Consider the following 12892-nt stretch of genomic DNA (forward strand, 5'->3'; position numbering starts at 1 on the left):
ATAAAACCAGTCGCAAGGCTGGTTTTTTTTAAGCTAAAATTGCAGTATTACCATTTTTTATCGCTCAAATGGAACCCCAAATGTTGTTGATGATTGATAATTATGATTCTTTTACGTTCAACTTAGTGCAATATTTCCAAACGCTTGGACAAGAGATCCTTGTTAAGCGTAATGATGAAATCACCATTGAACAAATTGAAGCATTAGCGCCCACTCATTTAATCATTTCTCCTGGTCCATGCACTCCAAACGAAGCAGGGATCTCGCTTGCCGCCATTGAATATTTTGCTGGGAGATTGCCAATTTTAGGTGTCTGTCTCGGCCATCAAGCCATCGCTCAAGTGTTTGGTGTTGATGTTGTTCGTGCAAAGCGTGTTATGCACGGTAAAACCAGCTTAATTGAGCACAATCAACAGGGATTATTTTCTCAGTTAGCATTACCTTTGCAAGTGACGCGTTACCATTCATTATTGATTAATGATGTTCCCAAGAATTTTACGCTGGATGCATGGTTTGATGACCCTGTTCATGGGCGTGAAATTATGGCGATGAGCTATGCTGATTTACGTATATACAGTGTGCAGTTTCATCCTGAGTCTATTTTGACCCAGCAAGGACATGAATTGCTGAATAACTTTTTACAGTTATAAAGCGTAATCAAGGCTACCTATTTAAGTTCATTATCACTTATTCTGTTACAACTTCTGCAACCAATCTGGCTAAATTCTCGCGTATATTTATGCTATAAAGAGCGCTTAAAAATAATAAAAGGGATAACCATGACAAGCTTTATGCGAAACTTTGCGGTGAGCGCAATTTCTTTGGCGATGATCAGTGGCTGTGCTGCGACAGCAAAAAATGACGATACGATGGTTATCGCAAAGCCTACCGCTACATCATTGATGGTGCCATTAGCCCAACCTCCAAAAGCCGATCAGTTATTAACGCTTAATCAAATCATGGCTAATCCGGATTGGATGGGAATATTTGCCCAAGGAGCCTATTGGAGTGATGACAGCCAATCGGTGTATTTTAGTCGCCAAGCACACCAGTCGCCTATTCGTGATTTTTATCAACAAGCCATCGGCCAGTCTGAAGCAAATAAACTAGCATTGGATCAGTTACACCTTGCTGATCAGCGCAATGGTGTGTTGAATCAAGCTAAAACTAAAAAAGCTTACATTTATCAAGGTAACGTATTTGTAAAAGATTTATCAAACGGCGATATTACTCAAATGACTCGCCAAAATGATCCGATTAGCGGCGTTCGCTTTTTGAGCGGCGGCGATCTTGCATTTTGGCAAGGTAATAATATTTTTCGTTTATACCAATCTAGTGGACTTGTGGAGCAAATGGCTGCAATCCTAATGGAAAATGAGCCTAAAAATACGCCAGCCCCCAGTACTTTTATGGCCAAACAGCAGCAAAGATTAATCCAATATGTTGCCATGCAACACGATAACAGTTTGACGCGTGATGAATATAGTGAATCATTGGCTAAAGCTGATCCGACTTTTTCTGCAAAACCTTGGTATTTAGGTGATACGGAAGTTGTGTCAGAAATGAGTTTATCGCCAGATGGACGTTACGTTCTATTGGCGTTAACGGATAAAAATTATAGTTGGCGTGCAGAACACGACATTATGCCCAATTATTTAGGGCAAGAAGGTTATGTTGATCCCGTGCCTGCTCGTGCTCGTGTGGCAGAAGATGTTTTCCCAGGTCAGCGTTTAGTATTACTCGACCTTACTGAACACAGTAAAAAAGATATTACCATTGAAGGCCTAGCCGGTTTTGATGAGGATGTACTTGCTAGCGTTAAAGCTGAAAATGCAAAAGCCCAAGGTAAAACCTACGAAAGCCACAAAGCGCCGCGTTTAGTGCAGTTAATGCAAGATTGGGAGTGGAGTCAAAGCGCTATTCAGTGGAATGATTCTGGCGATAAATTATTAGTGATGCTTGAAGCGGTTGATAATAAAGATCGCTGGATCGCGAGCGTCGATCTTCAAAAAGGCAAACTCTCCACTGAGCATCGCTTACATGATGATGCTTGGGTTAACTATAATTTTAATCAATTCGGTTGGATAACCGGTACAGATACCATGTACTACTTATCTGAAGAGTCTGGATTCTCTCAGTTATATACCAAAACAGCCGCAGGTAAGGTATCGGCATTAACTAAGGGTAAATTTGTGGTTGATAATGTGACCTTATCTCCAGATGCAAAATACTTTTATTACCGTGCTAATAAAGACCATCCGGGCAGTTATAATGTTTACCGTGTAGAAATTGCCAGCGGAAAATCAGAACAACTGACTCAGTGGTTAGGGACATTGGATTACAGCTTAAGCCCTGATGGCCAATCACTGTTATTAACAGCTTCATCTGCTATTCACCCCGATGAACTCTATATTCAGCCTATTGGTGGCGAGATTAGCCAATTAACCGACTATACCAGCACTGCATTTAAACAATATCCATGGCAAGTACCGCAAGTTGTTGCGTTACCTTCAACCCATGGTGCAGAGCCCATTTATGCGCGGGTTTATTTGCCGCAAGGTTATGATCCTAAACAGGCTGATAAATATCCGGCAGTGATGTTTAATCATGGCGCGGGTTATTTACAGAATGCTCATTATGGATTTTCGGGTTACTTCCGTGAATTTATGTTCAATAACTTGTTAACCCAACAAGGTTACGTGGTAATGGATATGGATTATCGCGGTTCAAAAGGTTATGGACGTGATTGGCGTACGTCGGTTTATCGTAATATGGGCCATCCAGAAGTGGAAGATCTAAAAGATGGTGTGGCTTGGATGGCAAGCAATGCTAATGTGGATCCTCAACGTGTAGGCACCTATGGTGGTTCATACGGCGGCTTCCTTACTTTTATGGCGTTATTTAATGAACCTGATTTATTCCAAGCAGGGGCCGCATTACGTCCTGTAGCCGATTGGGCTCATTATAATGCGCCATATACCTCTAATATTTTAAATACGCCTGACGTTGACCCTATCGCTTATGAGCGTAGTTCGCCGATAGAACATGCTCAAGGTTTACAAAAACCATTACTGATCATGAGTGGTGTCTTAGATGATAACGTATTTTTCCAAGACAGTGTGCGCATGGTGCAACGTCTAATTGAATTAGAAAAACCGATGTTTGAAACGGCAATCTATCCTGTTGAGCCACATGGATTTAAGCAACCTTCTAGTTGGTTAGATCAGTATCGTCGTATTTATAAGTTGTTTGAACAAGAGCTGAAATAGTCAGCGTTAAGTTCAGAAAGACAAATAAATATTTATTAAGGCTTCCTTTGAGAAGCCTTAATTTTTATTATTAAGCGATTAACACAATAAAAGGCAATGTGAGTGGCAATATCAATAGCAGGTGGGGTTAGGCCCGGAAAAGTCATCGAAATTGAGCGCCGACTCTATAAGCAGCTTATTGTGGGTAAGCATAAAGTTAATGCTATGCCAGATGAGATCAGCGAAGACTTAGAAGAAAACGCCAATAAGCTTGATATTGAGCGTCAAGCATTAAAGCTGCGCATTGATAAGCAAGCAAAAGAGAAACAAGTATATCTTGAGGTGTCTGCACTGCTAACCCATACGGTTAATAATGCAATAGAGCATCAGTTAGCTAATCCACAAATGATATTAGAAGCATCAGCAATTGGTGAAGGCCAAATTTTATTGCTTGATTTATTATTAGATCCAGATCTTAACATCAATCGACTACGACCAATTATTGAAAGTATTAGTTGGTTATCGCGTGATTTAATTAATTTAATTAACAGCCCTGCATCTGGCCACCGCCGCCCCAAAAACTCCGATGTCCAAGTGACCGATATCAAGCTGGTACTCAATTACATTGGTATTGAAAATTTACGTTTATTGATCCCTTATTTTTGTTTACGCCATTGGCTACCTACAGGTAATGCCAATTTATTGTGGATAACCCGCAAGCTTTGGCGATATAGCATGGTGAGCGCCATTGCCGCGCAAACCTTAGCTGAGTTACATCATAAAGAGCCCAGCTTGGCTTATTGTTGTGCCTTAATGTATCAATTTGCTACTTCGATCATTCTCAGTCAAAGCGGGCATATATTTGATAAAACTTGGGGGACATGGCTACGAGAAGCCAGCCTTAGTCGAGAGAAACAAGTTTATGATGCTATTATGGCAACAGATTTTCCTGCTGAGGCCGTTTTAGAACAAGTGTTGCAGCATAGTCATAGCTTAAATTGGCAACTACTCAGTTTACTGCAATTTGATGACTCAGCGATGACTCAAGTGCTAAAAGAACTCGATCACGATTACCACTTTACCGAGTTATCCGTCGACGCTGCAATTGTGGCTAAAGCGAGTTGTTACGCCAAAGTGCTTTTGCTAGAAGAGCAGCAACAAATCGACCCACAAGAAAAAAGAATTATGTTCGATTACTATCAATTTTCAGCTCAAGAATTAATTCGTCTTAAAGGGAAAAATTTCCGTAAACTCAATTTACTTTAACGCTGTTTTTTGTGTTTCGAGCAAATGTTAAATCTGTGTAATTATTCACTTTTGATGAATAGCTACACAAAATGGAGCCAAATAACTTTTTTTATGACTAGTTATGCTTCATAACCTCCAATAAACGCTTTGTTTATTCATATTTTTAATTCTTTATGCATAATGCTGATCTGGCCTGCAGAAGTTAATTGTACTGAACTGGTATTTTGATCACATTTTCGCTAATAATGTCGCATAAATAATACAAACTTCCGCTAATGCACTTACAGAATATAAAGCAAACAGCGGAAACAGCGGCTTTAAAACCGTTTACAACCTGAAGGATAAAATGCAATGAGTGTAGAAATGAACCTAACCCGTGCCCAATTCGATGAAGTTATGGTGCCTAATTATGCGCCTGCGGCCGTTATACCTGTTCGTGGAGCCGGTAGCCGAGTGTGGGATCAAGAAGGTAAGGAATTCATCGATTTCGCTGGTGGTATTGCAGTAAATTGTTTAGGTCATTGTCACCCAGCATTAGTGTCTGCATTAAAAGAGCAGAGCGAAAAAATATGGCACTTATCTAACGTGATGACTAACGAGCCTGCACTTGAATTAGCCACAAAGTTAGTCAATGCCACATTTGCTGAGCGTATTTATTTTGCCAACTCTGGTGCAGAAGCGAACGAAGCAGCACTTAAATTAGCGCGCCGTTATGCTCTAGACAACCATGGTGCAGACAAAGATCAAATTATCGCCTTTGATAAAGCATTCCACGGCCGGACATTCTTTACTGTTACGGTTGGTGGTCAAGCAGCATATTCAGATGGTTTCGGCCCTAAGCCTCAAAGTATTACCCATGTACCTTTTAATGATATCTCTGCACTTGAAGCGGTTATTTCAGACAAAACCTGTGCCATCATGCTTGAACCTCTTCAAGGTGAAGGCGGTATTATCAATGGTGACCCTGAATTCTTAAAAGCAGTACGTCGCTTAGCCGATAAGCATGACGCATTGGTTATTTTTGATGAAGTACAAACAGGCGTAGGCCGAACTGGTGAGTTATTTGCTTACATGGGTACTGACATCGTGCCTGATATTTTAACTAGCGCTAAAGCGTTAGGCGGTGGCTTCCCGATTGCTGCAATGCTAACCACTGCAAAAATTGCTGCTCACTTAAAAATTGGTACTCATGGTTCTACTTATGGCGGTAACCCACTTGCTTGTGCAGTTGGTAATGCGGTAATGGACGTGGTTAATACCAAAGAAGTACTTGATGGCGTTAAACATCGTGAACAGCTATTCCGTGATGGTTTAGCGGCAATTAATGCTAAATACAACGTATTCAGTGAAATCCGTGGCAAGGGATTATTACTTGGTGCGGTATTAAATGAGCAATATGAAGGCCGTAGTCGTGACTTTTTAGTGGCATCTGTTGCTGAAGGTCTAATGAGCTTGATGGCGGGTGCAAACGTTGTTCGTTTTGCTCCTTCATTGGTTATCCCTGAAGCTGATATCGCTGAAGGTCTATTGCGTTTTGATCGCGCGGTAGCAAAAGTGGTTGCAGGTTAATGAACAAAAAGTGTGAGCCTAGCTTGCACTTTTTTGTTTGGGTACGCCAACAAAGTAAAATTGCGCCGAAAAGTATTTCAGCGCAATTTATTTGTGGCGCAATGAGGAGATTAAGATGTTAATCATACGTCCTATCCGTGCAAGTGATTACGATGCACTTTATGGTATTGCAGTCGAGTCAGGCCACGGTTTTACATCTTTACCAGTTAACGAAGAGTTACTGCGTTCAAAGATTGCTAGGGCAGAAGCATCTTTTACCAAGCATGTTGATAAACCTTTTGACGAAGGTTATTTAATGGTGCTTGAAGACATGAAAACCGGTGAAGTTGTCGGCACTTGTGGTATTGAAGCTGCTGTCGGCATGGAAGATGCTTTTTATCATTACCGTTTAGGTACTGAGGTGTATCACTCTCAACAAATCTCAGTTCGTAATGAAGTTGAAACCCTGACTCTATGCCATGACTATACGGGAGCGGCTGAGCTGTGCACCTTGTTTTTAAAAGACGGTTATCGCAAAGGTAATAACGGGCGCATGTTGTCGCGTTCGCGTTTTTTATTTTTAGCGCAGCATCAACATCGTTTTGGTGAAACTGTTATCGCAGAAATGCGAGGGGTCAGTGACGATCATGGTGAATCACCATTTTACGAATGGCTGCAGCATCATTTTTTAGGTATCGACTTTGTTGAGGCTGATTATTTATCAGGCTTAGGTAAAAAAGCGTTTATGGCTGAAATGATGCCACGTAACCCTGTTTACGTTTGTATGCTGCCTAAAAAAGCCCAAAAAGTGATTGGGGAAGTGCATAAAAACACTAAGCCAGCACTGCGGTTACTGCAAGCGGAAGGATTTAAATTCCGAAATTATGTCGATATTTTTGATGGTGGTCCAACGGTTGAATGTTCAATCGGAGATATTCGCTCGGTAAAAAAGAGCCGTTTACTTACTGTGAGCATTGGTAAAATGCCACATGCCGATCACCATTTTATTATTTCCAACACCTTGCTAGCTGATTATCGCGCATCGGCGGCAAAACTGTTGGTCTCTGATGAACACGATAATGTGGTGCTTAGTACTGAAATTGCTGCCGGTCTTATGGTCAGCGAAGGCGAGCAAATTCGTGTTTTAGCAATGTAGGAGCAAGAAATGACACAATATATTCAAGGTCAGTGGTTAGCTGGCGAAGGTCATGAAATTAACTCAAAAAACCCAGCCAACGGTGACGTCATTTGGCAAGGCAACACTGCAACCGCTACTCAAGTGAACGCTGCTGTAGATGCCGCTCGTGCGGCGCAATTTGATTGGTTTATGCTGGGTTATGACGCCCGTTTAGCCATTGTTGAAGCTTATCGCGCACAACTAGAAAATAATAAAGCCGAGATAGCTGAAACCATCGCTCAAGAAACCGGTAAGCCACAATGGGAAACCGCCACTGAAGTTGGTGCCATGATTGGCAAAATCGCTTTGTCAGCAAAAGCTCACGACAAACGTACTGGTACTGAAACCAATGACCTGCCAGCAGGTCGTGCGGTATTACGTCACAAGCCTCATGGTGTTGTGGCTGTATTTGGTCCATATAACTTTCCGGGACATTTACCTAACGGTCATATAGTGCCCGCATTATTAGCTGGTAACACAGTGGTGTTTAAGCCTTCAGAACTAACGCCTAAAGTGGCTGAGTTAATGCTAAAGTGCTGGGACAAAGCCGGCTTGCCACAAGGTGTGATTAACCTAGTGCAAGGCGAAGTTGACACAGGTAAAGCGTTAGCATCACACCCGCAAATTGATGGACTATTCTTTACCGGTAGTTCTCGCACTGGGCATATTTTACATGAACAATATGCAGGCCTTCCGGGTAAAATTTTAGCCCTTGAAATGGGTGGTAATAACCCGCTTATCGTTAAAGGCGTTACTGATACTAAAGCGGCAGTCCATGACATTATTCAGTCTGCATATATTTCCTCTGGTCAGCGTTGTACTTGTGCCCGTCGTTTATACATTGAAGAGGGCGAGCAAGGCGATGCGTTAATTGCCGAACTAGTCAAGGCTGTTAAGCAAATCAAAGTAGGTGCTTGGAACGCTCAACCACAACCTTTTATGGGCTCAATGATTTCTGAAACTGCAGCGCTTGGTATGGTTGCTGCGCAAGCAACACTCAAGTCATTAGGTGGCGTTCCGTTAGTTGAGTTAGTGCAAGTTGAAGCTGGAACGGGTTTGGTGACTCCAGGTTTAATTGACGTTACTCAAGTGGCAGCGTTACCAGATGAAGAATATTTTGGTCCATTATTACAGTTAGTTCGTTACCGTGATTTTGACCAAGCTATCCATTTAGCGAATGCGACTCGTTATGGTTTATCTGCCGGTTTACTCGCTGACAGCCGTGAAGATTACGATTACTTCCTCGCGCGCATTCGTGCTGGTATTGTTAATTGGAATAAGCAAATCACAGGTGCATCAGGTGCGGCACCATTTGGTGGCGTTGGCGCATCGGGTAACCATCGCGCAAGTGCATTTTATGCTGCTGATTATTGCGCTTACCCTGTCGCTTCAATGGAAGCTGATTCAGTAAGCTTACCTGCAACTTTAAGCCCTGGTTTATCAATTTAACTGATAAATTCATCGCATGATCCGTGCTGGTGACGTGTTCGCCAGCCTTATTTTAGAAGGATTTAACCATGCATACTGACGTTAATGCTTTATTTGCTGCCCTATGGCAAGACTACATTAAGATGACGCCTTCAGCGGCGAAAATTCATCAACTATTAGGTCATGGTGCTCCTATCATCAATGACCATATCGCGTTGCGTACGTTTAATATCGCCAAAGTGAATTTAAGCGTATTGGCTGAGCATTTCACCTCTATCGGTTATGTCGACTGTGGCGATTATCAGTTTGTACAGAAAAAACTGATAGCCAAGCATTTTGAACATCCAGATCCAACACAGCCAAAGGTGTTTATCTCTGAGCTGTTAGTCGAGGAGTTTAGCCCTGAACTGCAAAAAACTATCCACGGTTTAATCGACCAAGTGGATGTTACAGCAACGACTGCCGATAATTTCATTTATTCAGGTCGTCATTGGGATCTAGACAAAGCCACTTATCAAGCCTTACTTGCTGAAAGTGAATATGCCGCTTGGGTCGCTGCGTTAGGTTACCGCGCTAATCACTTCACAGTATCAATTAATGACCTGCCAGAGTTTGAGCGTATTGAGGATGTAAACCAAGCCTTAAAACAGGCCGGTTTTGTATTAAATAGTTCAGGTGGTGAGATTAAAGGTTCGCCAGAAGTACTGCTAGAACAGTCTTCTACCATGGCCGATAAAGTCGTGGTTAACTTCACTGATGGCGATGTAGAAATTCCAAGTTGTTTTTATGAATTCGCCCGTCGTTACCCAATGGATAATGGTCAGCTTTATACTGGTTTTGTTGCAGCATCTGCAGACAAGATTTTTGAAAGTACCAATTCAATGATGTAATGTTGTGTACAACTAAAAAAGACCTAATTGAGTTATCAATTAGGTCTTTTTGTTGGCCGTAGCAAAGGCTTGGTTCAGTAAAAGGACAGCATGGAAGCTTATGGATTGATCAAAATGCTGACATTAAGCCCTTGTAATGTCTCACTACGATTAAATTTTAATATAAACCCATATTGCTCACAGATCTCTTTCACAATCGACAAGCCCAGTCCGTGGCCTGTAGTTGCTTCATCGAGGCGGGTTCCACGAGCGGTTAATAATGCAATTTGCTCTTGCATGACACCACAGCCATCGTCTTCTATTTGGATTAATATCTCTCCTGATGGCAAATCAACTATGCTGATGTTCACCTGTGAATTTGCCCATTTAAAGGCGTTATCGAGCAGGTTGCCAAACAACTCCATGCCATCTTCACGATGAATGGGGATGCGACTAATATGTTGTGCGTTAACCACTCGGCATTCAATGACGCGCTGATGATGCACCTTATGTAAGGTTTGAATTAAGCTATCGAAATCTTTTGGAACAGCCAGCTGTGCAGCGGGTAGCATGTCACCCGTTATTCGCGCCGCAGCCAGTTTACGCTCAATCATTTTATGCACTAAATCTAATTGCTGCTGCATTGCTATTGCGGCATCAGGGTGGGTGAGCCCGAGGGCTTCAACTTGTTGCTGCATCACTGCTAATGGTGTTTTTAAGCCATGGCTTAAATTGCCTAGGTTATTTCGACTGCGTTCAATTTGTTTGGCTGTGTAGTCTAATAGCTCATTATAGGTTTCTGCTAGCGGACGGATCTCCGCCGGTATTTGCGACATGGTTAACGAAGCTATCTCACCTTCGCGCAATTTAGCCAGTGCGCCTTGGATTTGATTCACTGGTTTAAACGATTGGCGTAAAATAATGAAGATACCGGCGATCATCGCCAATAACATGCCAATATTGATTGCCAGTTTAGCGCCAAAGACTTCACTGAAAACGCGGCGACCAATACTAAGATCTTGGGCTACTGTCAGTGTTGCCGTGTTGGGACTGTTAGGCGCGCCAATACCAATAGAGAGCAGCTGCATATCATTATTTTTTGGCCCCTTAGCTTGCCATACGCGTTTTTGCTGCGCTTGTAAGGGTTCGATCTGCAGCTCTGCATCCCATAAGGATCGAGAACGAATAGTACGGTCAGGTAAATTTAATTGGAAATAGCGGCCTGAATAAGCTGGGCGATAAAAACTGGATAATTGGCTTTGGTCGATAACCAGTTCGCCATCATCGAGCCTAGTAGCAATGATAATATGTTCTAAATCTTCTTCTAAACGGTTAATGATGGAGTCATGAAACGCATCTCGCAGCATAGATTCAAATAAAAATAAGCCTATGAGAGTGGCAATGATGATCAATCCACTCAGCCATAAGCTTAATTTAAAGCGAATTGACATCATTCAATGATGCCATGAAAGATATAACCTTGACCACGACGGGTTTCGATAGCTGTTTTACCCAGTTTTTTACGTAAATGAGTCACGTATACTTCAACGACGTTACTTTCTTTTTCATCATCAAACTGGTAAAGCTTGTCTGTAAGCTGCTGTTTAGATAATAGTTTTCTTGGCGACATTAAGAAGATTTTCAGTAGCCTAAATTCCATTGATGTTAGCTCATACTCTTGTCCGCCCACCGTCACTTTCTGCTCATTTTCGTCGAGATTAACCCCAGCGTAGCAGAGTTGTTTTGATGATGAATTCACCCGTCCATGAGCTCGATGGATAAGTGCCTGAATTCTTGCGAGTAGCTCTTGAGTGTGAAAAGGTTTACCTAAGTAATCATCAGCACCAGCATTAAAACCTTCCACTTTTTCGTGCCACTGACTGCGGGCCGTTAGCATAATAACTGGAGTACTGATGCCACGTTCACGCCATTGAGTCACTAATGACAAGCCATTGCCATCGGGTAAGCCAATATCGAGAATGACACAGTCATAATCTGTTTCTTTCATCAAATAATCGGCTTCAATAGCCTTATCTGTGACGTCCGTAATATAACCTGCTTGCTTGAGTTGTTTTTCAAGTTCAGCAACCAGTAATGGGTTATCTTCAACGAGTAACAGTTTCATGTTTAGTACATTCGCTCGGTAATTGAGTCAATGGATCTTGCATGCCATTGGCTGCATCTAATTGCAGATTAACAACATGCCCTTGTTTTAGCCTAAATTGCAGGTCATAGCGCCACTTATCCTGATATTGGTATAGTTGCGCATCGATTAAGTGGCCATCACAATACTGTGATATCCAAGCTAAGTAATCATCTAATGACCTTATATTACCAGAAGATACTAATTTTTGGACGTTATCATGATCCAGAGCGAGTTCTTTTGTGGGAATATCTTGCTGGTTAATCGTGATGGCCATTAAGCTGCTTATTGCTATGGAGAACAAGCTATTCATGGTCGCTCCAAAATAAAAAAAGTGGCGTTCAGAGTATGAACACCACTTTAAGTATATTGGCTTAAATCAAGCTGAAGCTTATATGATTAAGGCTTAAACATTACGTTTTAGCCCTATAAAGCCTTAGTTGTTTAGCGTGTGCCGTAAACGACGATAGTTTTACCGTGTGCTTGAATCAAACTTTGTTCTTCAAGCATTTTTAAAATACGGCCTACCGTTTCACGTGAACAACCTACAATTTGACCAATCTCTTGACGGGTAATTTTAATTTGCATGCCATCAGGATGTGTCATTGCATCAGGCTGCTTAGCAAGATGTAATAGTGTTTGTGCAATACGGCCAGCGACGTCAAGGAACGCTAAGTCGCCCACTTTTTGGCTAGTACTTTGTAAACGATAGGCCATTTGCGCCGAAAGTTTCATGAGGATTTCAGGATTAACCTGGATAAGTTGCTTAAATTTCTTATAAGAAATTTCTGCAATTTCACATGCTTGCTTAGCACGAACCCATGCTGTACGTTCAGATTGCTCTTCAAACAATCCAAGTTCACCGATAAAGTCGCCTTGATTAAGATAAGACAGGATCATTTCTTTACCTTCTTCATCTTTGATCAATACTGCGACAGAACCTTTGACTATGTAATATAAAGTGTCAGATTCTTCACCAGCATGAATTAAGGTGCTCTTTGCTGGATACTTATGAATGTGACAATGTGAAAGAAACCATTCTAATGTTGGGTCAGGTTTTGGCTTACCAATCAGAGCCATACGATATTCCTCGATTGATTAAAAATGAAAGTAAGTAATGTCTAATTAAGCATTCTACGCTATTGGTGCGGCGAAAACTTTGATAGAGATCGTATTTAGAAGTGTGTGTAGTGTATATTAACTTGTTAAATTTTAGATTAAATTTATTTTG

General features: G+C 41.7%; 11 protein-coding genes. 7 read left to right on the forward strand and 4 right to left on the reverse strand.

The window, feature by feature from the left end; all coding sequences use genetic code 11:
- Positions 1-80 precede the first annotated feature (80 nt).
- From ACED29_RS07230 to ACED29_RS07260, 7 genes are all read left to right on the forward strand, one after another.
- The gene (locus tag ACED29_RS07230) at positions 81-650 is read left to right on the forward strand and encodes an aminodeoxychorismate/anthranilate synthase component II (protein ID WP_182696702.1); all 570 of its coding nucleotides are present in this window, start codon (positions 81-83) and stop codon (positions 648-650) included.
- A gap of 129 nt (positions 651-779) precedes the next feature.
- Positions 780-3269 (forward strand): prolyl oligopeptidase family serine peptidase, encoded by a 2490-nt coding sequence (locus ACED29_RS07235; protein WP_371697367.1) that lies wholly within the window; start codon positions 780-782, stop codon positions 3267-3269.
- Between the two features lie 102 nt (positions 3270-3371).
- Positions 3372-4514 (forward strand): HDOD domain-containing protein, encoded by a 1143-nt coding sequence (locus ACED29_RS07240; RefSeq protein ID WP_347690708.1) that lies wholly within the window; start codon positions 3372-3374, stop codon positions 4512-4514.
- 333 nt (positions 4515-4847) lie between these two features.
- Positions 4848-6065, forward strand: coding sequence for an aspartate aminotransferase family protein (locus tag ACED29_RS07245; protein ID WP_371697368.1), 1218 nt, complete (start codon positions 4848-4850; stop codon positions 6063-6065).
- Positions 6066-6180: 115 nt separating this feature from the next.
- Positions 6181-7200: an arginine N-succinyltransferase gene (astA, locus tag ACED29_RS07250; protein WP_182696699.1), complete on the forward strand. Its 1020-nt coding sequence runs from the start codon at positions 6181-6183 to the stop codon at positions 7198-7200.
- A gap of 9 nt (positions 7201-7209) precedes the next feature.
- Positions 7210-8670: a succinylglutamate-semialdehyde dehydrogenase gene (astD, locus tag ACED29_RS07255; protein WP_124018324.1), complete on the forward strand. Its 1461-nt coding sequence runs from the start codon at positions 7210-7212 to the stop codon at positions 8668-8670.
- Positions 8671-8738: 68 nt separating this feature from the next.
- Entirely contained in the window at positions 8739-9539 is an 801-nt protein-coding gene (locus ACED29_RS07260) for a DUF1338 domain-containing protein (protein WP_182696698.1), read from the forward strand.
- Between the two features lie 98 nt (positions 9540-9637).
- Here the strand turns inward: ACED29_RS07260 and ACED29_RS07265 are convergent, their stop codons facing one another.
- The 4 genes from ACED29_RS07265 to crp all read right to left on the reverse strand — a co-directional run bounded on the left by ACED29_RS07265 (position 9638) and on the right by crp (position 12741).
- Positions 9638-10972, reverse strand: coding sequence for a sensor histidine kinase (locus tag ACED29_RS07265; protein ID WP_124018326.1), 1335 nt, complete (start codon positions 10970-10972; stop codon positions 9638-9640).
- Positions 10969-11643: a response regulator transcription factor gene (locus ACED29_RS07270; RefSeq protein ID WP_124018327.1), complete on the reverse strand. Its 675-nt coding sequence runs from the start codon at positions 11641-11643 to the stop codon at positions 10969-10971. The genes ACED29_RS07265 and ACED29_RS07270 overlap by 4 nt, the downstream gene beginning before the upstream one ends.
- Complete coding sequence (locus ACED29_RS07275; protein ID WP_124018328.1) at positions 11624-11974, reverse strand: PepSY domain-containing protein; 351 nt, start codon at positions 11972-11974, stop codon at positions 11624-11626. Before ACED29_RS07275 ends, ACED29_RS07270 begins: the two co-directional genes overlap by 20 nt.
- Positions 11975-12105: 131 nt before the next feature.
- Positions 12106-12741, reverse strand: a complete 636-nt coding sequence (gene crp / locus ACED29_RS07280) for a cAMP-activated global transcriptional regulator CRP (protein ID WP_124018329.1) — start codon at positions 12739-12741, stop codon at positions 12106-12108.
- Positions 12742-12892: the final 151 nt, after the last annotated feature.

Source organism: Shewanella sp. 5S214, assembly GCF_041439795.1.
Lineage (GTDB): Bacteria > Pseudomonadota > Gammaproteobacteria > Enterobacterales > Shewanellaceae > Shewanella > Shewanella vesiculosa.